Source organism: Bradyrhizobium sp. U87765 SZCCT0048 (genome assembly GCF_018131225.1).
GTDB lineage: Bacteria > Pseudomonadota > Alphaproteobacteria > Rhizobiales > Xanthobacteraceae > Bradyrhizobium_A.
Genome location: NZ_JAFCMM010000010.1, coordinates 1 through 19,875, shown reverse-complemented (window position 1 = coordinate 19,875; position 19,875 = coordinate 1). Strand labels below are relative to the sequence as shown.

20 protein-coding genes are annotated in these 19,875 nt (G+C 68.5%); 16 read left to right on the top strand and 4 right to left on the bottom strand.

The features are described 5' to 3' along the window. Positions 1-166: 166 nt before the first annotated feature. Positions 167-1,669, bottom strand: coding sequence for a porin (locus JQ639_RS34850; RefSeq protein WP_211964777.1), 1,503 nt, complete (start codon positions 1,667-1,669; stop codon positions 167-169). Between the two features lie 1,076 nt (positions 1,670-2,745). On the opposite strand from JQ639_RS34850, the gene JQ639_RS34845 reads away from it, so the two are divergent. The 4 genes from JQ639_RS34845 (at position 2,746) to JQ639_RS34830 (ending at position 6,880) form a co-directional block, all read left to right on the top strand. Next, entirely contained in the window at positions 2,746-4,176 is a 1,431-nt protein-coding gene (locus JQ639_RS34845) for a DegQ family serine endoprotease (RefSeq protein ID WP_211964779.1), read from the top strand. Beyond that, a complete protein-coding gene (locus JQ639_RS34840) occupies positions 4,173-5,501 on the top strand; it encodes a replication-associated recombination protein A (RefSeq protein ID WP_211964781.1) in 1,329 nt (442 codons plus the stop codon). The genes JQ639_RS34845 and JQ639_RS34840 overlap by 4 nt, the downstream gene beginning before the upstream one ends. A 70-nt stretch (positions 5,502-5,571) precedes the next feature. Continuing rightward, positions 5,572-6,288, top strand: a complete 717-nt coding sequence (locus tag JQ639_RS34835) for a tetratricopeptide repeat protein (protein WP_211964783.1) — start codon at positions 5,572-5,574, stop codon at positions 6,286-6,288. A gap of 124 nt (positions 6,289-6,412) precedes the next feature. Next, positions 6,413-6,880: a hypothetical protein gene (locus tag JQ639_RS34830; protein ID WP_211964785.1), complete on the top strand. Its 468-nt coding sequence runs from the start codon at positions 6,413-6,415 to the stop codon at positions 6,878-6,880. A gap of 71 nt (positions 6,881-6,951) precedes the next feature. Here JQ639_RS34830 and JQ639_RS34825 read toward each other — a convergent pair whose 3' ends face one another. Beyond that, on the bottom strand, positions 6,952-7,896 hold the full coding sequence (locus JQ639_RS34825; protein WP_211964787.1) for an alpha/beta hydrolase: 945 nt from the start codon (positions 7,894-7,896) through the stop codon (positions 6,952-6,954). Positions 7,897-8,102: 206 nt separating this feature from the next. Here JQ639_RS34825 and JQ639_RS34820 point away from each other — a divergent pair, with 206 nt between their 5' ends. The 6 genes from JQ639_RS34820 (at position 8,103) to JQ639_RS34795 (ending at position 13,770) form a co-directional block, all read left to right on the top strand. Beyond that, positions 8,103-9,596 (top strand): RluA family pseudouridine synthase, encoded by a 1,494-nt coding sequence (locus tag JQ639_RS34820; protein ID WP_211964795.1) that lies wholly within the window; start codon positions 8,103-8,105, stop codon positions 9,594-9,596. A 131-nt stretch (positions 9,597-9,727) separates the two neighbouring features. Further along, entirely contained in the window at positions 9,728-10,039 is a 312-nt protein-coding gene (locus tag JQ639_RS34815; protein WP_211964807.1) for a hypothetical protein, read from the top strand. 34 nt (positions 10,040-10,073) lie between these two features. Beyond that, a complete protein-coding gene (locus JQ639_RS34810; protein WP_211964816.1) occupies positions 10,074-10,838 on the top strand; it encodes an ATP12 family chaperone protein in 765 nt (254 codons plus the stop codon). A 90-nt stretch (positions 10,839-10,928) separates the two neighbouring features. After that, a complete protein-coding gene (fliK, locus tag JQ639_RS34805) occupies positions 10,929-12,560 on the top strand; it encodes a flagellar hook-length control protein FliK (RefSeq protein WP_211964818.1) in 1,632 nt (543 codons plus the stop codon). After that, positions 12,557-12,823 (top strand): EscU/YscU/HrcU family type III secretion system export apparatus switch protein, encoded by a 267-nt coding sequence (locus JQ639_RS34800; RefSeq protein ID WP_211964820.1) that lies wholly within the window; start codon positions 12,557-12,559, stop codon positions 12,821-12,823. Before fliK ends, JQ639_RS34800 begins: the two co-directional genes overlap by 4 nt. Positions 12,824-12,924: 101 nt before the next feature. Beyond that, positions 12,925-13,770, top strand: coding sequence for a penicillin-binding transpeptidase domain-containing protein (locus JQ639_RS34795; RefSeq protein ID WP_249122894.1), 846 nt, complete (start codon positions 12,925-12,927; stop codon positions 13,768-13,770). A 9-nt stretch (positions 13,771-13,779) separates the two neighbouring features. Here the strand turns inward: JQ639_RS34795 and JQ639_RS34790 are convergent, their stop codons facing one another. Continuing rightward, positions 13,780-15,207 carry a DHA2 family efflux MFS transporter permease subunit gene (locus JQ639_RS34790; RefSeq protein ID WP_211964822.1) on the bottom strand — a complete coding sequence of 476 codons (1,428 nt, stop codon included), beginning with the start codon at positions 15,205-15,207 and terminating at the stop codon, positions 13,780-13,782. Positions 15,208-15,416: 209 nt separating this feature from the next. On the opposite strand from JQ639_RS34790, the gene JQ639_RS34785 reads away from it, so the two are divergent. Both JQ639_RS34785 and JQ639_RS34780 read left to right on the top strand, forming a co-directional pair. After that, complete coding sequence (locus JQ639_RS34785; RefSeq protein ID WP_211964824.1) at positions 15,417-15,728, top strand: hypothetical protein; 312 nt, start codon at positions 15,417-15,419, stop codon at positions 15,726-15,728. Between the two features lie 16 nt (positions 15,729-15,744). Beyond that, positions 15,745-16,635: a sigma-70 family RNA polymerase sigma factor gene (locus JQ639_RS34780; RefSeq protein ID WP_211964826.1), complete on the top strand. Its 891-nt coding sequence runs from the start codon at positions 15,745-15,747 to the stop codon at positions 16,633-16,635. A 30-nt stretch (positions 16,636-16,665) separates the two neighbouring features. Here JQ639_RS34780 and JQ639_RS34775 read toward each other — a convergent pair whose 3' ends face one another. After that, a complete protein-coding gene (locus tag JQ639_RS34775; protein WP_211964828.1) occupies positions 16,666-17,043 on the bottom strand; it encodes a MerR family DNA-binding transcriptional regulator in 378 nt (125 codons plus the stop codon). 77 nt (positions 17,044-17,120) lie between these two features. Here JQ639_RS34775 and JQ639_RS34770 point away from each other — a divergent pair, with 77 nt between their 5' ends. From JQ639_RS34770 to JQ639_RS34755, 4 genes are all read left to right on the top strand, one after another. Then, positions 17,121-18,047 (top strand): amidohydrolase family protein, encoded by a 927-nt coding sequence (locus tag JQ639_RS34770; RefSeq protein ID WP_211964830.1) that lies wholly within the window; start codon positions 17,121-17,123, stop codon positions 18,045-18,047. A 111-nt stretch (positions 18,048-18,158) separates the two neighbouring features. Next, positions 18,159-18,539, top strand: a complete 381-nt coding sequence (locus JQ639_RS34765; RefSeq protein WP_211964832.1) for a nuclear transport factor 2 family protein — start codon at positions 18,159-18,161, stop codon at positions 18,537-18,539. Positions 18,540-18,624: 85 nt separating this feature from the next. After that, the gene (locus JQ639_RS34760; RefSeq protein ID WP_211964834.1) at positions 18,625-19,596 is read left to right on the top strand and encodes a hypothetical protein; all 972 of its coding nucleotides are present in this window, start codon (positions 18,625-18,627) and stop codon (positions 19,594-19,596) included. Between the two features lie 118 nt (positions 19,597-19,714). Further along, positions 19,715-19,875 (top strand): carboxyl transferase domain-containing protein (locus JQ639_RS34755; protein WP_283811637.1); only part of this gene is annotated, 161 nt, incomplete at its 3' end.

Here is a 19,875-nt window from a genome sequence, read left to right as displayed (position 1 = left end):
CGGCCGGGCCGGTCGTTTGCATGACAATGATATGACGGGCGTCATCCGGCGCGCCGGCGCCGGCCCTCAAAAAGGAAAGACCTCCGGCGGGGCATCGCCGGAGGTCCCTGGAGGTCAACATCGATGGGTCCGCCGGAGCGGGCTTCTCTGTTGACGATCGCCGAGATCAGAAGCTGCGGGTGACCTGAACGTGACCCGAGTAGATGTTCTGATCCTTGAGCTGCAGCGTGGTGCCCGAGGCGACACCCTGATACGCGCTCGTGTTGGTGAACGTGCCGTTGAGGTTCTGCTCGAGACGGGTGTAGTCGAACTCCGCCGCGACGGTCAGGTTCTTGACCGGATCCCACGCGGTGCGGGTGCCGAACTGCATCACGCCGAAGCCGAAGCTGCCGGTGGCGTTGGTGACGCCGGTGCTCAGACGGCCACCGTTGGCGGCAGCGAGCAGGAGGGCGTCGCCGGCCGAGCCGTACGAGATGTGGCTGTACGAACCGAACACCGAGGTGCGCCAGGCCGGGGTCCAGTAGTGCTCGTAGAAGCCGCTGACTTCCCACGAGTCGCTCTTCTGGATGCCGGTGCCGAGACCGTACACGCCGTCGAGGACGTAGCCGAACGCCATGCCGCCGTCGCCGATCTTGGCGAGACGACCAGCGCCAGCCGAATCCCAGGTGCCGCCGAACACGTACTTGGCCGCGCCGTTGGCGAAGGTGGCCTGCACCTTCAAGCTGTCGCCCACGCCGGTCGGCAGGTTCTTCAGCTCAAACGCGCCGATGACGGCATAGCCCCAGGTCGAGTCGGGGTGGCCGGTGTTGCTGTCGGCGGGGTTGTAGTAGGTGCCGTGCACTTCGTGCGCGGCGGCGCCGAGGTGCAGCGAGCCCCAGGCCTGGTCGAGGCGAACGTTCGCGACGATATCCGGAACGTGGTCGCCGCCCTGGGCGTTGCCCTGGAAGTTGTTCGAGGTCACGCCATAAGCGGTGGTGGCGCTGCCGAACGGGCCGAGCAGGGCGTTGGTGCCGCCGAGCGAGGTGTTGACGACACCCGACGAACGGTAGGGCTGGGCGTCTTCGAGCGACAGCGACGCCGACACGCCGTTGCCGAACTCGGCGGTGTACGACAGCTGCGGGATGCCGGTGGCATCGTAGCTGCCCGAGAAGAAGCCGCTGGTGCTGATGAGCGGCTTGGCCAGCGTCCACTGCGGATCGAACTGCGACACCGCCTTACCGAAGGTGAAGCCGGCGAACTGGATGAAGATGAAGTCGTTCTCGATGTAACCGCCGGCGATGCTCTCGCGGCCCTGCGAGAAGTCGAACAGCATGTTGGCGTAGGTGCGCACGACGCCGTAGTCGGTCTGCGTGCGGGTGTCGACGAACAGCGTGATGCGTTCGCGGGTCGTGAAGTAGTTGCGGTTGTAGGAGCCCGCGCCGCCGGCGCCGCCCTGATAGAACGGCACGCCCCACACGCCGCCGTTGAACGAGGTGCCGACACGCAGCGCGCCGCCGATGCGGATGCAGGTGTCGGTGCCCGGGATGTAGTAGAAGCCCGCGCCGTACAGCGAGCAGATCTTGACGTATTCGACAGCCTTCGCCTTGACGGGAAGGTCGGCGGCCTGCGCACCGGTCAGCGCGACGAGGCTCGCCGCGGTGCCCAGAATAAGGCCCTTCATCGTAGTCATGTAAAACCTCCAGATCGGTCTGATGGGCGGCGACCGGGAACGCAGCCGCGCTCCGTCATCCGCCCGCTGATCCGTCGTTCGCCTCGCATACCGTTGCGGATGTCAACGAGCGCGAGAGTTGGACGAAACGACATCGAGGTGCCCCCCTGCGTCGTAAGGCGGGAATAGCGGATGCTGCGGGGCGAGTTCAATTAGCAAACTTAGTTATATTCCTTTGTGATAATCATTGTGGCTGCGCGGACACAGTTTGTAACAAGAGTGTCATGCGGCATGGCTGACATGCGTCGACCCCTGAAAATGCAGGCCTCGCATACACGGCTTTGATGTGGCTGAACAAAACAGCGAAGTGGCGCCGCGCAACACAGCAATGCGGTCAATGTGTCTCACCTCCGTGAGAAACGACTGTCATACTTCGTTGCGATAATGCGAGCGCGCACGGTGCAGGTCGATTTCGAGCTGCTGGAACCGCTGGTTCGCGATACGCGCGCAGCGCGAGATGCGCGATCATCACACTGCAAGCGGATGCTGAGAAACCGACTCGGCGGCGCGACGAGCCCTGCGACTTTCGTCGGAGCTGGATGCGATGACGTCGCGATTGGCGTCATGGCGCGCGATCGCGCGAGCGATCGCCGTGGCCTGCGTCGCATGCAGCGATGGGCGTGCGTCGCGGTGGCTGTGTGATGGGCGCAAATGGCAACAGGACGATCTGCGGCGCCGCGCTGACGATCCCTGCGGGCGGACGAGGCGGGAGGCGGACGAGGCGGGAAATGACAGGCCGCGCCCGGGCCATACGCGTCGGCCCATGCTGCTCCCGCGACGAGCATCATTCCGGCCGGGATCACGGCGTCTCCCGGCAGGGTGCTAAGCCATTTATATGACAGTTTTTTTGGTCTATTCTCGGGGGTGCATTGCGTCGCGGCCGAATCTCCGGGCGATGCCCGCGGCTTTCGCGGGCGCCTCTGCGTCCGGACCGGCTCGGTTCGTGCGCCGGGAACACCGGGGCGGAGACGCTGCGCGATGCTCTCGCCGGAACGAGTAAAAAATTCCACGGATCACGCTTTTTGCAGGACGAATTGATGACGCGTCTTTCTCACCTCTTCGCGCCGCTGGCCCTGTCGACCCTGGTGCTCGCCACCGTGTTCGCGTCGGCGGCGCCCGCGCTTGCCCAGGATCGCGCGCAGGACCGGGTGGTTCCGAGTTCAGCGAGCCAGCTGCGGCTGTCCTACGCGCCGATCGTCCAGCGCGTGCAGCCGGCGGTCGTCAATGTCTACGCGGCGAAGGTGATCCAGAACCGCAATCCGCTGCTCGACGATCCGATCTTTCGCCGTTTCTTCGGCGTGCCGGGCCAGCAGCCCGAGCAGATGCAACGCTCGCTCGGCTCGGGTGTGATCGTCGACGCCGGCGGTCTCGTCGTCACCAACAACCATGTCATCGAAGGCGCCGACCAGGTGAAGGTATCGCTCGCCGACAAGCGCGAGTTCGAGGCCGAGATCGTGCTCAAGGACAGCCGCAGCGATCTCGCCGTGCTCCGGATCAAGGATGCCCGCGAGCGCTTCCCGACGCTCGAATTCGCGAACTCCGATGAGCTGCTGGTCGGCGACGTCGTGCTGGCGATCGGCAATCCGTTCGGGGTCGGCCAGACCGTGACCCACGGCATCGTCTCGGCGCTGGCGCGCACCCAGGTCGGCATCACCGACTATCAGTTCTTCATCCAGACCGATGCCGCGATCAACCCCGGCAACTCGGGCGGCGCGCTCGTCGACATGACCGGCCGTCTCGTCGGCATCAACACCGCGATCTTCTCGCGCTCCGGCGGATCGCAGGGCATCGGCTTCGCCATCCCCGCCAACATGGTTCGCGTCGTGGTGGCGTCCGCCAAGAGCGGCGGCACCGCGGTCAAGCGTCCCTGGCTGGGCGCGCGGCTGCAGGCGGTGACGCCGGAGATTGCCGAGACGCTCGGCCTGCCGCGCCCCACCGGTGCGCTGGTCGCGAGCGTGGTGTCCGGCAGCCCGGCGGCGCGCGCCGGCCTCAAGCTGTCGGATCTGATCCTGTCCATCGAAGGCCAGGCGATCGACGATCCCAACGCGTTCGACTACCGCTTCGCCACCCGCACGCTCGGCGGCACCGCCGCGATCGAGGTGCAGCGCGCGGGCAAGCAGGTCAAGCTGACGGTGCCGCTGGAGACCGCGCCGGACAGCGGTCGCGACGAGATCGTGCTCAAATCGCGCTCGCCATTCCAGGGCGCGACCGTCGCCAACATCTCGCCGGCGCTCGCCGACGAGTTGCACCTCGACGGCAGCGCCGAGGGGGTGATCATCATCAGCTTCTCGGACGACGCGCTCGCCGCCAATGTCGGCTTCCAGAAGGGCGACATCATCACCCAGGTCAACGGCCAGAAGATCTCCCGCACCGCCGACCTCGAGCGTGTGACGAAGGAGGGCAGCCGGTTGTGGCGCATCACGCTGCAGCGTGGCGGCCAGCAGCTGTCGGTCGTGCTCGGCGGTTGAGCGTGAAGCGGCCGCAATCCACGCCGTCGCTGTTCGCCGCCGCCGGCCTCGAGCAGGACGCGCCGCGTCCGTTGCCCGAACGGCTGCGGCCGCATGTGCTGTCGGATGTCGTCGGCCAGGAGCACATCCTCGGTCCCGACGGCGCGCTGACGCGCATGCTGGAGACGCGCACCCTTGGCTCGCTGGTGTTCTGGGGACCGCCGGGCACCGGCAAGACCACGGTGGCGCGGCTGCTCGCGGATGCCACCTCGCTGCATTTCGAGCAGATCTCGGCAGTGTTTTCCGGCGTTGCCGATCTCAAGAAGGTGTTCGATGCCGCGCGCGCCCGTCGCGAGATGGGAACGGGCACGCTGCTGTTCGTCGACGAGGTCCATCGCTTCAACCGGGCGCAGCAGGACTCCTTCCTGCCGGTGATGGAGGACGGCACCGTGGTGCTGGTCGGCGCCACCACCGAGAACCCGTCATTCGAGCTCAACGCCGCTCTTCTGTCGCGCGCGCGCGTGCTCGTGTTCCGCTCGCTCGATCCGGCCGCGGTCGAGCGGCTGTTCGCACGCGCCGAAGAGGTCGAGGGCCGGCGGCTGCCGCTCGATGCGGAAGCCCGTGCCGCGCTGGTGCGCATGGCCGATGGCGATGGCCGCGCCGCGCTGACCCTCGTCGAGGAGGTGTGGCGCTCGGCGCGGGCCGACGAGATCTTCGACGCCGCGCAGTTGCAGGCGATCCTGCAGCGGCGCGCACCGATCTACGACAAGTCGGCGGATGGCCACTACAACCTGATCTCCGCGCTGCACAAGTCGGTGCGCGGGTCCGACCCCGACGCGGCGCTGTACTATCTCGCGCGCATGTTCGATGCCGGCGAGGATCCGCTGTTCCTGGCGCGCCGCGTGGTGCGGATGGCGATCGAGGATGTCGGCCTCGCCGACCCACAGGCCCTCGTGGTCGCCAACGCCGCCAAGGATGCCTACGATTTCCTCGGCAGTCCGGAAGGCGAGCTCGCGATCGCGCAGGCGGTGATCTATGTCGCCACCGCGCCAAAGTCGAACGCCGCCTACACCGCCTACAAGGCTGCGATGCGCACCGCCAAGGAGGCCGGCTCGCTGCTGCCGCCCAAGCACATTCTCAATTCGCCGACCAGGCTGATGAAATCCGAAGGCTACGGCACCGGTTACCAGTACGATCACGACACGCCCGAGGGCTTTTCCGGACAGGATTATTTTCCGGAAGATCTAGGACGCCAGACCTTCTACGATCCGCCGGAGCGCGGTTTCGAACGCGAGATCCGCAAGCGGCTCGACTACTGGGCGAAGCTGCGCGCGCAGCGCGACTGACGTCCAATCTTTCTGCAATACTAAATCGATTTCAATCGACAGATAGCAAGACGAAAAAAACGGGGGCGGGATGTGGATTGCAAATCGCGCCGGGTGCGCGCTGGTGGGGCTGTGCGTCATTCTCACCGTTGCGCTCACGGGCGTGGCCGGTGCCATCGAGACCGTCGAGGTGGCGCCGGGCCTGCAGGTCAGCCGCAAGACCTTCGACGCCCCGGCTGACGAGCAGCCCTTCTATGGATTTGCCGACAAGTCGGGCTACGCAAAATCCTTCGCGGGCGCGCTGGCCGACGCCGGGATGACGCCGCAGAAGGCCTTCGCGGAGTTCACCGGTCGCGGCTGGCGCGCCGTCGGCACCGGAAAATTCGCCGAGGCAGGGCGCTGGTTCAACCGCGCCTACCTGCTCGCGCCCGAACGCAGCGAGGTCTATCACGGCCTCGCGATCGTGGTGACGTCGCGCTTTCAGGACATGGCGTTTGCGGACGAACTGTTCCGCGCTGCGCGCGGGCAGGTGGCGCCTCTGCGGTCGCTGAGTGCCGACTACGGCCGTTTCCTGTTGATCGCCCGGCGGCCGCGCGATGCCGAGCCTGTGCTCGAGCAGGCGGTGAAGGACCAGCCTGAATTCGCCACCGCCTGGAGCAATCTGGCGTCCGCCCGGTTCGAGAACGGTAATTCCGGTGGCGCGTGCCTGGCGCTGGATGAAGCCCGAAAGCGCGGCAGCGCGGCCGATGTCGCCGACGACATCGCGGTGATCGCACGGCAGGCCGGCTGCAGCACCGCGCCGCGCTGATGGCCTGCAACGTCGCGCGATAGCGGGGCGGCGGGGCACATCACAAACCCGCCACGCTCGGGTGTCAGAGTTCGCGTCCTCTGCAAGGCTTTGGGGGGCGTGCTCTGACGGATGGGAGCGTCCGATGTGCGACTACAGCCTGCACCATGTGGCGTCACGGCCGGCGAAGGCCGGTGACAAACTGATCTCCAAGTCGTTCTCCGGTTCGGTCACCCGCGGTTTCGGTGACGCGATGGATCCCGCGACCGCGGTGTGCCTGCGGCCCGGAACGGAATTGGCGTTCGAGCAGGACGTCGAGTTCGAGCCGCGGCTGCTGTTGTGGCGGCGGCGCCGGGTTCCATATCGCGTGGCACGGTTCCGGCAGATCGATATGGACAGGCCGAGCACTCACCACGATGCGCTGGAATTTCCCAACGGTCAGGTGGTGCTGCTGACGCGGCTGCTCGAAGGACAGGTGGCGACCGTGCTGCAGATGCCGGCGACGATGCCGCCGGCGCGCGAGGATCGCACGCATGTGGCCCCGGAGGTCGTGGCGCCGCCGCCGCGTCCGGCGATCCGGCGCTGGTGGCGCGCGCCTGAAACAGTGCGCTGATCGCCGCCGTCCGGCGGTCGCGGCCGGGATCCGGCATGACGCCGGTCCCGGCAGCGCGTCGGTCTGCGCCGCTACTTTCCGGCCGCAGTGAACGCGAGGATGTGATCGGTCAGGCTGGTATCTGAGGTGTTGATCGCGAACACCTCCGAGATGTGGCTGTGCTGCGCCAGCACTGCGGTGCGTGCGCAGCCGCGCGGGCTCTTGCACAGCTGCTCGGTGAGCAGCTTGTACTGCTGCTCGAACGGCGGCGGATCGAGTTCGGCTGACATCACCAGCAGCGGCAGCTGGCCGGCGACGAGGCCGGCGAGCGAGGAGCGCTGTGCATAGGTCGACGCATCTTCACCGAAATAGGCGAACTCGAACTTGCTGAACGGTAGCGCGGTGAGGTCGTAGAGGCCGGACACCAGGATGGCGCCGGCGAGGCCGACACCCTTCGGCCCGTGGAACTCGGGATGGGACACGTAGCTCGCCACATGCACGGCGCCGGCGGAATGGCCCATGAGGTAGACCCGCGCGCCGTCACCGCCGCGTGCGGCGATGTTCTCTCCCACCCAACGCACCGCCGTGCCGACGTCTTCGGCGCCGGCCGGCCACGGCGACTGCGGCGCCAGGCGATAGGTGATGTTGACGCCGATGAAGCCGTTCTTTGCCGCCCAGGCCGCGACGTTGTCGTTGAAGGGCGTGCCGGGGGTGTGCTTGTCGCCGGCGACGAAGCCGCCGCCATGCACGAAGACCAGCACCGGTCGCGGCCCGCCGCTCGCCGTTTCCGGCGTGAACACGTCGAGGCGGTTGCGTTCGGCGGGGCCGTACCTGACGTCGCGCTCGATCCGGATGCCGGCAAACGGCTCCTGCTGCTGCAGCGGTCCATAGATATCGCCGACCTTCGGCGGGTCGATCACGCGGCCCATCTCCTTGAGTTTGGCGGCGATGTCGGGGGGCATCGTGCCGGCGGTGGCTGCTCCGGTCAGGAGCAGCGTCGCGGCGGCGAGGCGGACGAAGGGAGCAAGCAAGGACATGGCGGGCATCGGTCGGCGTTTCCCTGAAAGGCCCCGGATGGCTCCGGGTGTTGTTGGAAGGCCGGACAATGCAATGGAAAATCGTTCATTTGCAACGATTTGGCCGTGACGCTGCGCCGCTTTTGCGCTAGGGCAAAGAAATTGTGCGGGCACGGTCAAAACCAGCAGACCACCGCTCCTGTCGCCCATCACCCAGAGCAGAAATCATGAGCCGTCGCGTCAAGAGACCGCTGCAGAAGTCACCGGGATCCGCCGCCGGCCGTGGCCGCACGGGGCGGCCGGCAGCCAAGGGGGCTGGCAAGGGGTCTGACAAGGGACCGGGCAAGGCATTCGGCAAGGGCTCCGATACGCGTGGCGGGCGAGCCGGCGCGGGTGGTCGCGGGCATGACGACGAGCGCGCCGCCCGGCCGGCCGGCGGCAAGCCCGCCGGCGCGAGGTTCGGCAGGGCCAAACCCGAAGGTTCGCGATCTGAAGGCTCCAGATCTGAAGGCTTCAAGTCCGATGGTTTCAAGTCCGGTGCCGGAAGGCGCGGCGCGCCCTCGCGCGACGGTGGTTCGCGCGGTTACGGGACCGGTGCGTCGGATGGCTTCGCAGAGCGTCCCCGCCGGGCGGCGCGGCCGGCGGCGGGGGGCAAACCGCCCGGCGCAGCGCGACCGCCGCGGGAGGTCGAGGCGCGCGCGCCGGAGGCCGAGCTGCCGCCATTGCCGACCAAGGTGCAGACGGTGACGGTCACCGCCGACGAGGACGGCATGCGCGTCGACCGCTTTCTCGAGGCGCGCTTTCCGGGCCTGTCGTTCTCCCATATCCAGCGCATCGTCCGCAAAGGCGAGCTGCGCGTGAACGGCCGTCGCGCCGACAGCAAGGACCGTCTCGAGGAGGGTGCCAGCGTGCGTATTCCGCCGCTGCGCCTCGACGCGCCCAAGGGCGGGCCGAGCGAACTGTCGGAGGCGCAGCAGAAGACGCTCGACGCGCTCAAGGCGATGACGCTCTATGAGGACGCCGACGTGCTGGTGCTGAACAAGCCGGCAGGCCTTGCCGTGCAGGGCGGCTCGGGCACCACGCGCCATGTCGACCAGATGCTGGAGGTGATGCGCGACGCCAAGGGCCAGCGGCCGCGCCTCGTGCACCGCCTCGACAAGGAGACGTCGGGCTGCCTGCTGATCGCCAAGACGCGCTTTGCGGCGTCGGCGCTGACCGGCGCGTTCCGCTCGCGCTCGGCGCGCAAGATCTACTGGGCGCTGGTCGCCGGCGTGCCCAAGCCCAAGCAGGGCCGCATCTCGACCTTCCTCGCCAAGGAAGAGCGCGAGGACGATTCCGTGATGCGCATCGCCGAGCATGGCGACGAGGGCGCGAGCCATGCGGTGACGTACTACGCGGTGGTCGAGACCTCGGCGCAGAAGCTCGCCTGGGTCTCGCTCAAGCCGGTGACCGGCCGCACCCACCAGCTGCGCGCCCACATGGCCCACATCGATCACGCCATCGTCGGCGACCCCAAATATTTCAACAAGGAGAACTGGCAGTTGCCGGGCGGCTTGCAGAACCGCCTGCATCTGCTGGCGCGCCGCATCGTCATTCCGCATCCGCGCGGCGGTTTCATCGACGCCACCGCGCCGCTGCCCCCGCACATGCAGCAGTCGTGGAACCTGCTGGGGCTGGAAACCGATCGCTTCGATCCGATCGAAGAGGCGCCCGAGGAGTGAGCGTGCGCCTTCGCTGTTCGTGCGGGGCGCCGCGGGGAACCGGCACTGCGACGGACCTGACACGCGATCGTGGCCGCCAGCCCGGGTCGACGGCACTGGCGAAGCGGCCGCGCCGTGCCGATATGGCGGGGATGCGATCGATCGTTCCAGTCCTTGTGGCGCTGAGCTGCGCCGTCGCCGTGCACAGCGCCAGCGCGCAGTCGCTCGGTCTCAGTCCGACGCCGCCGTCGATGATCATGCCGCCGCCGCCATCGCCGCCGCCGCCGAAGATCGAGGTGCCGGTGGTGCCGAAGATGAACGCGCCGCTGCCGCCGCCGAAGGCCAATCTGCAGTCGCGCGGCTCGTTCAGCGATCGCGTGGCGCCATGCCTCGATCAGGGGGCCGCGCTGGGGCTTGGCCCCAACGAGCGGGCCGAGTATTCACGCGGCTGTGCCAACCGCTAGGACCGGCACCGCTGCTGCGCATTGCGAGGAACTGATGCGAGAACTGTTCGACGAGGTCGCGGGACAATCGCCGCTCGATCCCAACGAGGCGGCGCGGCAGTCGTCGCGCCCGCAACTGCGCAAGCGCTTCTACACGACCGCCGGCGTCGTCGCGGCGGACGGCGGCCATGCGGTGGTGCTGGACGGCCGCACGATCCGAACCCCGGCCAAGCAGCCGCTGGTCGCGCCGTCGCAGGCCGTGGCGGCGGCGATCGCCGCCGAGTGGGACGCCCAGCAGGACACCATCGATCCCTCGACGATGCCGCTGACGCGGCTCGCCAACAGCGTGATCGACGGCGTCGCGCCGCGCACCGCCGAAGTTACTGACGACATCGCCAAGTATTTTGCCACCGACGCGCTGTTCTATCGCGCCGACCATCCGCAGGCGCTGGTGGCGCGGCAGGCCGAGCACTGGGATCCGGTGCTGTTCTGGGCAGCCGAACAGCTCGGCGCGCATTTCATCCTTGCCGAGGGCATCATCCATGTGCGCCAGCCGGACGCGGCGCTCGCCGCGGCGCGGGCGGCGCTGCCGCTGGACGCCTGGCGGCTCGGCGCGCTGCATGTGGTGACGACGCTGACTGGCTCGGCGCTGCTGGCGCTGGCGCTGCTGCATGGCCGGCTCGATGCGGAGGCGGTGTGGACCGCCGCCCATGTCGACGAGGACTGGAACATCGCCCAGTGGGGCGCCGACGAGGAGGTGATGAGCCGCCGCGCCGCACGCCTCGCCGATTTCAGGGCGGCCGCGCTCGCGCTGGCCTGATGCCGTCCACGATGGCTGGCCATCAGGGAACTTACTCTTAACGACAGATTAACGGCGCGCGCCTAACAATACCGGCGAAACGAGGCGCGCATGCCGATTTCGATCCATTCCGTCCTTCCGGTCATTGCCGCCCAGGAGGCGGCGCCGGACCTGGCGCTGCAGCCGGGCACGACCATCGATGCGCGCGTGCTCAAGGTGCTCGACGACAGCCGCGTGCGCATCGCCATCGGCAGTCTCCACATCGATGTGCTCAGCGAGGTGCCGCTGCAGGCTGGCGCGACGCTGCTGCTTGCGGTGTCGGAGACGGCGGATGGCCTGCGCCTCGCCATCGTGCCGTCGGGCGACGGTGCGGCGACCGCGGCCGCGGGGGCGGCCACCGACGTCTCGGCCATTGCCGCCCCGCGGGCGACGACCACAGCGACGCCGCTTCTCACCGCCATCGAGCAGATTGCCGTGACCACCGCGGCGCAGACTGCCGCGGCGCGTCAGGCGGGCCTTTCGCCGTTGTTCGCCAATGCCGCCGCGGCATCGCCGGGCCTGCCGGAGCCGCTGCAGCAGGCCGCCCAGCAGCTCCTCTCGGTCCGACCGGCGCTGGGCGCCGATCTCAGTGGGGACACCCTCAAATCCGCTTTCCAGGGTTCTGGGCTGTTCCTGGAAGCGGCGCTGGCGTCCGGCGCGGTGCCGTCGGCAGGCCAGGGCATGCCGGATCTCAAGGCCGCGCTGATCGTGTTCCGCCAGACCCTTGGCAACTGGCTCGACCATGTGCCGGAGCAGGGCGCCGCCACGGCTGGAGCTGCGTCCGCGGCTCTCCGCGGGGCCGGCACCACCGCGCTGCCGCCGGGAGCGGCCGTGCCGCTGGCGCCGGACATCGATGCCGAGGAGGCCTACCTGCCGCGGGCGCTGTTGCCGGTGGCCGAGGAACTCGCCGGTGGTCACCTCCTGGCCTCGGGCGCCGTGCCCCAGAGCGCGGCGGCGCGTGCCGCCGCGGTCACCGCGGCGCTCAACCTGCTGCAGGAGGTCGATGGCGCGGTGCCTGCCGGGGTGGCCGACACCTTGCGGCGCATGATCGGCGGCAAGCTCGCCGCCGATCCGGCCCAGGCCCAGGCCGTCCGCCCCGTTTCCGCCGGGGAGCCGGGGGCGCCGCCCGCCAACCAGCCACCGCCGCCGTTCCGCGGCGGTGCGCCGACCGCCCAGCCGGTCGCCCAGCCGGCGATCGGCGCGGACGCGACCCCGGTCGAGGCGGTGCGCCGCCTTGTCGAGGATGCCGACGGCGCAATCGCCCGCCAGACCCTTTTGCAGATCGCGTCGCTGGGCGATCGGGCCGACGCCGGCCGCGTCGATGGCCAGCCGCGCTGGCAGTTCGAGATCCCGTTCGCGACGCCGCAGGGCACCGCGGTGGCCCAGTTCGAGATTTCCCGGGACGGCGGCGGCGCCAAGGCCGCCCCCGCCACCCAGCGTGTCTGGCGCGCCCGCTTTTCGCTCGACGTCGAGCCGGCGGGGCCGGTCCATGCGCTGGTCACGCTCAGCGGCGACACCACCTCGGTGCGGATGTGGGCGGAGCGCGCCGAGACCGCGGCGCAGCTGCGCGCCAGCGCCGGCCAGCTCAACGAGGCGCTGCGCCAGGCCGAGCTCGAGCCCGGCGACATCGTCATCGGCAGCGGAGCACCGCCGCCGAGTGCGACGCCGGCGCCGGCCGGGCATTTTCTGGACCGCGCCACATGAGCGAGGCATCGACCCGTTCGCTGGCGATCGCGCTGCACTATGACAAGACCGGCGCGCCGCGCGTCGTCGCCAAGGGCAAGGGCACGATCGGCCAGAAGATCATCGAGGTGGCGAAGGCCAACAACGTCCCGATCCAGGAGAACGAGGTGCTGGCGGGGGCGCTGTCGAATGTCGAGATCGGCGACGAAATTCCTGTCGAGCTCTACAAGGCGGTGGCCGAGGTGCTGATCTTCGTGCTGCGGCTGTCGAAGCGGACCCGATAGCCCGATAGCAGGGCTGCATTCCCTTCAAAACGTCATTTTTTCAACACGAAATCCGATGTACTGACGCCGGACCGTCCCGCAACCGTCGTTCGGATTCCGCCTTGCTCAACCGCCGCCAAGCCCTCGTCCTGCCACTCGCCACGGCTGTCCTCGGCAGCCTTCGCGCGCCCGCCCGCGCCACCGTGGCGCCGATGAAGAACATCATCCAGGACAGTCTTGCCCGTCACTTCGCCGACAATGGCACTGCGGGCACCTTCGTCGCCTACAAGGTCGAGGACTATACGGTGATCGCCAGCGATGCCGGTCGTTCGGGCGAAGCGCTGCTGCCGGCGGCGACCTTCAAGATTCCGCTGGCGGTCATCGCGCTCGAGACCGGCGTCGTCGGCGATCCCGACAAGGACGTGTTTGCGTGGGACGGCGTCACCCGCTTCATCCCGGAGTGGAACAAGGATCACACGCTGCGTTCGGCGATGGCGGCGTCCGCCGTGCCGGTGTTCCAGGAAATTGCGCGGCGTGTCGGCGCGGAGCGCATGCAGCAGTCCCTCGATGCCTTCGACTACGGCAACCGCGACACCAGCGGCGGCATCGACCGCTTCTGGCTGACCGGCGGCCTGCGGATCGATCCGGTGCAGCAGGTCGATTTCGTCGACCGCCTGCGCCGCGACGCGCTGCCGGTGTCGAAGCGCGCGCAGCAGCTCGGCCGCGACATCCTGCCGGAAACGAAGGTCGGCGATGCCGTCATCCGCTCCAAGACCGGCCTTGTCGGCGTCGACGACAAGACCGAGGGCGGCGGCACGCGTGCGAGCGTTGGCTGGCTGGTCGGCTGGGTCGAGAAGGGCGATCGCCCGACGGTGTTCGCCCTCAACCTCGATATCCGCGTGGAGCACCACAATGCCGCGCGCATGAAGCTCGCCCAGGCCTGCCTGAGCGAGATCGGCGCGCTGTAGCTCTCGCGCTCACGCCTGCGCGCGCGCGACGGCGGCCGCCGCCTGGCGCCGGCCCGGCAGCGCCAGCGCCACGATCGCAGCCGACAATGACATCATCGCCGCGGCGCCGATCGCGAGCGCAAAGCCGTGGCCAAAGCCCTGCGGTGAGGTCCGCCCGCCGCCGGCGGCGAACACCGCGACCGCCAGCGCGATCCCACACACACCGCCGAAAAACCGTGCCATGTTGAAAATGCCCGATGCCTTGCCGATCTCGGCCGGGGCGACGGCGCCGAGCACCGCGGCCTGTGCCGCCGGCATCGCCAGCGACACACCGGCGCCTGCGACCGCGAACGGCACGGCCAGCGCCGGCAGCGCGAGGTCGGGCGCGGCGGTGACGCCGACGACGGCAAATCCGATCGCCTGCAGCAGCGTGCCGCCCGCGACCAGTATGCGCGCGCCGAGCCGCTCGACCAGCCGGCCGCCGAGCGGGGCGAACACGAACAGCGTCGCCGTCCATGGCAGCAGGCGCAGGCCCGCCGCGAACGGACCGAAGCCCTGCGCCGTCTGTAGAAACTGGGGCAGGAAGAAAACCACGCTGTACATCGCGGCGTAGAACAGGAAGCTCGCCGCAATGCCGGCAGCGAAGGCGCGCTGCCTGAACAGCCGCAGCGGCACCATCGGGGCCGCCACGCGCGCTTCCCAGGCGAGGAAGGCGGCGCCGACCATGACGGTGACACAGAGCGCGGCCACCACCTCCGTGCTCGACCAGCCGGCTTCGTTGCCGCGCACCAGCGCCCACACCAGCGCCAGCGCCGCTGTGGCGGCGAGCGCGAGGCCGCCGGGGTCGAGCGGCGTCGGCGGGCCGAAGCTCTCCGGACAGTGGCGCAGCGTGAGGACGATGACGGCGACGCCGACCGGCAGGTTGATCCAGAAGATCCACGGCCAGGCGAGGCCGGCGACGATGGCGCCGCCCGCAAGTGGCCCGGCGATCAGGGCGAGGCCGGTGACGCCGCCGAACAGGCCGAGCACGCGGCCGCGCTGCTCGGGCGGATAGGCCGCACCGAGCAGCGCCATCGCCAGCGGCATCACCAGCGCGGCGCCGGCGCCCTGGACGGCGCGGGCGGCGATGAGCTGGCCGACATCGCCCGCAAGGCCGCAGGCAACGGAGGCAGCGACGAACACCGCAAGACCGAGCGTGAACATCCGCCGCCGCCCGAAGCGGTCGCCGAGGGCGGCGCCAGTCAGCAGCAGCACCGCGAAACTGATATTGTACGCGTTGACGGTCCACTGCAGCGTGGCGATGCTGGTGTGGAGGTCGGCGCGGATGGTGGCGAGCGCGGTGGTCAGCACCAGCGCGTCGAGCGCGACCATGAAGGACGCGGCCGAGGTGAGGGCGAGCACGCGCCGCGCGGCCGCTGCGCCGATCGTCGGGGAGGCTGGGGAGGCATGAAGGGTCATCGGATCGTCTTGGAACGAGGGCTGTGCCGGTGAAGACGATGGGCGCGGGGCAAAGGATGCCGGCGACGACAATATCGGTGGGGCATATTTTTTTGCCGGGGGCGGAATCCTTTCGCGCGGCTGCGACGTCTTCAGGACACGGGTTTAGGACATGGGTTCAGGATATGGGCGGCACGGGCTGCCGGCCTGACCGATCCGAGGAGACCGCCATGAAACGAACCGTCGTGCGCTACCGGACGAAGCCGGGAATGGCTGCCGAGAACCAGCGCCTGATCGAAAATGTGTTTCTTGAGCTTGGCGCGCGCGCGCCCGATGGCCTGCGCTATGCCGTGCTGCGGCTCGCCGACGACACCTTCGTCCATCTCGTCGAGAGCGAGGGCGAGCGCAGCGTGCTGCCGGACTTCGCGGCGTTCAAGGCGTTCTCAGGCGGCATCGCCGAGCGCTGCGCCGAGGCGCCGCAATTTTCCGAGGCGGTGGTCGTCGGCAACTACCGCATGATCGGCGAGGGGCGCACGCCATGACATGGAGAGCGCCCACATGAGCCTCTCCGGCGAGAGGGAGGGCCGCGACGTGCTGGCGCAGGCGATCGGCGCGCTGCGGCCGAAGCTGCATCGCTACACCGCGCGCATGACCGGTTCGGCGATCGACGGCGAGGACGTGGTCCAGGACGCCCTGCTCAAGGCGATCGAGGCGCTGCCGCGCGCCGGCGATATCGTCAATGTCGAGGGCTGGGTGTTCCGCATCATCCACAACACCGCGCTTGACTATCTGCGGCGCCGCGGCCGGATCGCTGTGTTGCAGGCCGACGACGATCCCGACGACGTCGCCGATCCCGGCACGCACGGCGTCGATCCCGACATCGCCGCCACCAGCCTGCGCACCTTCATGCACCTGCCGCCGGCGCAGCGCAGCAGCGTGATCCTGATGGACGTGCTCGGGCATTCGCTGCAGGAGATCGCCGACGTCACCGGGCTCACGGTGCCGGCGGTGAAGGCGGCGCTGCACAAGGGCCGTCTGCGTCTGCGAGCGCTGGCGCATGCGCCCGAGGGGCCGCCCGTCGCGCCCCTCGACAGCGGCGAACGGGCGCGTCTGGCCGCCTATGTCGCACGCTTCAACGCGCGCGACTTCGACGCGCTGCGCGAGCTGCTCGCCGACGACGTTCGCCTCGACCTGCATGGCAAGAGCCGTCTCGACGGCCGTGCGCCTGTCGGACGCTATTTCGGCAACTATGCCGAGATCGACGACTGGCATCTCGGGATCGGCCGTGTCGACGGCCGGCCAGCCATCCTGGTGTTCGCGCGGGCTGATGCCGGCGCGCCGCCGCTCTATGTCGTCCTGCTGGACTGGCGCGACGGCCGTATCTGCCATATCCGCGATTATCGCTACGCGCGGCATGTCATGGCGGAGGTGGAGCTGGTCGCGGGCTAGCGAATGCAATTGATGCCGCGCATCCCCGGATCACCTTCGGTCGGGGGCCGGCATCGACAGCTCCTGCGCAGCCAGCAGCCTGGACAGCATCTTGTAGCTCTTTCGCAGATCGCTGATCTGTCGGGCGAGCTCGGCGTGCTTGGAAGCGAGAACCGATTGCAACGGGGCGCAGAGCTGCGTACGCATGCCGTTGTCGCCGAGTTCACAGCCGATGAGATGGCGAAGCCTGCGCAGTTCCAGTCCCGCCTTGTTCAGCAGGACAACACGCTTGATCGTGCCGATGTCGCCGGCCCCATAGGTGCGATAGCCCGCTGCCGTTCTCTGCGGCCGGACGAGCCCCAGCTCCTCATAGTGGCGCAGCATCCTCACGCTGACGCCGGTACGCTTTGAAAGCTCGCCGATCTTCATGGTCTTGACTCTGACATGCATGTCAGACCGTACCGTCCCGCCGCTGACAACTTCAATCGTTTTGCCGGGAGATGACTGTGACGACAGGGGACGATGATGGGCGACTGCCGCGCCGACGATTTCTGGCCGTTTGCGCCGCAGCAATTGCCGCCACGACCTCGCCACTCGCCGCCACGGCGGCCAGGCTGGAAGGATCGAAATCGATGCTCGATGACTCGGTACCTGTCATTGATGCTCATGCTCACCTGATCTTGCCGCCAGCGGCCCACATTCAGTCGATGGATGAAGCGGGCATTGGCAAGAGCGTTCTCCTGATGTCGCGTCCTCATCCGGAGCGGGCGACGGACCTTCATTCATTCAAGGCGGAAATGAGCGTTCTATCCAGGGTGACCGCAGGCGCTTCGGCCCTGGGCATTGCCGGGGCGATGGCCGAATTGCACGCCACATTGCGCGAATGGCCATCGCGGTACATCGGCTTTGGAGGAGTACCGATGGACGAGCCGTCAAGGATCGGCTCCTGGGTGAGTGAAGAGATTGTCGGACGAGGCCTGAAGGGAATTGGCGAAATTTCACCGCCTGTCGGCCAGGCTGCGCTGGTCGAACCGGTGTTTCAAGCCGCCGCGGATCACGGCGGGCGTTATCCCATCCTGCTGCATGCGGCCGCGCCGCAAACGGCCGAGGACATCGCGACCTATATTCGTCTGGCCGCCCGGTATTCGCGTGTGCCGATCATCATCGGCCAGCTCGGGGGCCCCAACTGGCTCTCGACCATCGAAGCGGTCAAGGAGGCGACGCCGAACGTCTTCGTCGATTTGGGCACGCCGCAGACCTGGTATGGACCTTTTCTGGCCGCCAGGGAGATTCCGGACCGCGCCATCTTCGCCTCGGCTGCTCCCTACGGCGATCTCCTGACCAGCCGGATCCAGGTGCAGCGTGCAACGAACAGCCGGGAGGCGCTGGCGCGTATCATGAGCGGCAATCTGCTGGGCATTCTGTCACGATAGAATGCCTTGCCGGCGCGACGGTCTCGAATGCCGCCCGTCCAGCGCTGGACAGCCGCCATGCAGGCGGGGTTGAATGGCACCCGAACCACAACAACAGATCGGGAGAGCGCCATGACCGCGCAGCCGTCCTACAAGGAGATCGCCACGCGCTACAATGCGGCGTGGAACGCGCACGACATTGCCGCGATCATGGCCATGCATGCCGAAGACACCAGCTATCGCCGCCATGGCAGCGCGCGCGTCTTCCGCGGCAAGGAGGCGGTGGCTGAGCAGTTCGGCAAGGATTTTTCCGGCCTGCCGGGCCTGAAGTTCGAGGCGGTGTCGCTGCATGGCAGCGACGATCACTTTGTCGCCGAATCCATCATCACCGCGACCACGCCGGACGGCGCGCCGGTGACCATGGAGCTGATCGACCTGATCACCCTGCGCGACGGCCTCGTGGTCAGCAAGGACAGCTATTTCGTCACCAGTCGGCCGCCGCGCGACAAGTGACCGCGCGAGACGCTGCGCGCGCGATTGAACCGGCAGGGGCTGATCGGCTACCCATACGGACATCACTCCGTCTGAAAAGGCCATCATGAAAGTTACCCTGGACCTCACCGACCTCGTCGCCAGCGGCAAGCTGACAGCGGCGGAGGCCGAGCGGCTGCGCGGCCTCGCGGCGCGCGATACCATCTCGCTCGGCATCAACATTCTGGTTGGATTCGGCGTGGTGGCGGTCGCCGCCGGCGCCGGCGCGCTGCTGCCGTCGCCGTTCACGGCGCTCGGCCTTGGCGTCGTCCTGTTCGGTCTCGGGCTCGGGCTGCAGACCGCGGGCGCCAGGGCCTGGGAACTCCTCGCACAGATCTGCCTGGTGCTCGGCGCGCTGGCATTCTGCGGCGGCCTTGCCGTGCTCGACGATGGCTCGCTGCGGGCGATGGCGTCGATCACCGTGCTGCTGGCCGGCGCCGCGGTGGTGGCGCGCTCGGGGTTGCTGATCGCGGCATCCGTGCTGGTGATCGGCGGCTGCCTCGGCAGCAGCACCGACTATCGCCATGCCATGTACTCGCTCTCCGTCGAGGAGCCGACGCTGACCATCGTGGTGTTTGCCGTGATCGCGCTCGCCGGCTACCTGATCTCGCAGCGTGTCAGCGCCGCCTATGAACGGCTGGGGCTGATCGCGGCGCGCACCGCGGTGCTGATGATCAATTTCGGTTTCTGGGTCGGCTCGCTGTGGGGCGACCGGCTCTTGCGGCTGCGCGCGTTGCTGCACGGCGATGCCTCCATCCTCCACGACTATACCGCGCGCAGCGAATACGTGTCGCCGCTGGTGTTCAGCCTCGGCTGGGCGGCGGCATTGGCGGGGGCCGGGGTCTGGGCGGTGAAGACCAACCGGCGCTGGATGGTCAATGTCGTCGCGGTGTTCGCCGCGATTCATTTCTACACCCAGTGGTTCGAGAAGCTCGGGGCCTCGCCCGGGACCGTGCTCGGCGCGGGCGTGCTGCTGCTCGCCTTTGCCTTCGGCCTTTGGAGCTTCAACCGCCGCGTCGCGCCGGCGGTGCCGGCCTGACGCTGCGGCGCGGCCGGCGCCGGCCGCCGCAGGACCGTTTTCCTCACTGGCTGTCGCATGCTAGACACATGCGGCAGTTCGGTTCGGGAAGGGCGGCGGCGGTCGCCGGAGGCAACGCATGAAGGACATCGTCGAGAAGCTCGAGGCGCGGCGTGCCGGCGCCAAGCTGGGAGGCGGCGAGAAGCGTATCGAGGCGCAGCACGGCCGCGGCAAGCTGACGGCGCGCGAGCGCATCGAGCTCTTGCTCGACAAGGGCTCGTTCGAGGAGTTCGACATGTT

Excerpts from the sequence above, each read along its gene's own strand:
- JQ639_RS34850 (WP_211964777.1), bottom strand. The coding sequence starts at position 1,669 with ATGACTACGATGAAGGGCCTTATTCTGGGCACCGCGGCGAGCCTCGTC.
- JQ639_RS34845 (WP_211964779.1), top strand. The coding sequence starts at position 2,746 with ATGACGCGTCTTTCTCACCTCTTCGCGCCGCTGGCCCTGTCGACCCTG.
- JQ639_RS34835 (WP_211964783.1), top strand. The coding sequence starts at position 5,572 with ATGTGGATTGCAAATCGCGCCGGGTGCGCGCTGGTGGGGCTGTGCGTC.
- JQ639_RS34830 (WP_211964785.1), top strand. The coding sequence starts at position 6,413 with ATGTGCGACTACAGCCTGCACCATGTGGCGTCACGGCCGGCGAAGGCC.
- JQ639_RS34825 (WP_211964787.1), bottom strand. The coding sequence starts at position 7,896 with ATGTCCTTGCTTGCTCCCTTCGTCCGCCTCGCCGCCGCGACGCTGCTC.
- JQ639_RS34820 (WP_211964795.1), top strand. The coding sequence starts at position 8,103 with ATGAGCCGTCGCGTCAAGAGACCGCTGCAGAAGTCACCGGGATCCGCC.
- JQ639_RS34815 (WP_211964807.1), top strand. The coding sequence starts at position 9,728 with ATGCGATCGATCGTTCCAGTCCTTGTGGCGCTGAGCTGCGCCGTCGCC.
- JQ639_RS34810 (WP_211964816.1), top strand. The coding sequence starts at position 10,074 with ATGCGAGAACTGTTCGACGAGGTCGCGGGACAATCGCCGCTCGATCCC.
- fliK (WP_211964818.1), top strand. The coding sequence starts at position 10,929 with ATGCCGATTTCGATCCATTCCGTCCTTCCGGTCATTGCCGCCCAGGAG.
- JQ639_RS34800 (WP_211964820.1), top strand. The coding sequence starts at position 12,557 with ATGAGCGAGGCATCGACCCGTTCGCTGGCGATCGCGCTGCACTATGAC.
- JQ639_RS34790 (WP_211964822.1), bottom strand. The coding sequence starts at position 15,207 with ATGACCCTTCATGCCTCCCCAGCCTCCCCGACGATCGGCGCAGCGGCC.
- JQ639_RS34785 (WP_211964824.1), top strand. The coding sequence starts at position 15,417 with ATGAAACGAACCGTCGTGCGCTACCGGACGAAGCCGGGAATGGCTGCC.
- JQ639_RS34780 (WP_211964826.1), top strand. The coding sequence starts at position 15,745 with ATGAGCCTCTCCGGCGAGAGGGAGGGCCGCGACGTGCTGGCGCAGGCG.
- JQ639_RS34775 (WP_211964828.1), bottom strand. The coding sequence starts at position 17,043 with ATGAAGATCGGCGAGCTTTCAAAGCGTACCGGCGTCAGCGTGAGGATG.
- JQ639_RS34765 (WP_211964832.1), top strand. The coding sequence starts at position 18,159 with ATGACCGCGCAGCCGTCCTACAAGGAGATCGCCACGCGCTACAATGCG.
- JQ639_RS34760 (WP_211964834.1), top strand. The coding sequence starts at position 18,625 with ATGAAAGTTACCCTGGACCTCACCGACCTCGTCGCCAGCGGCAAGCTG.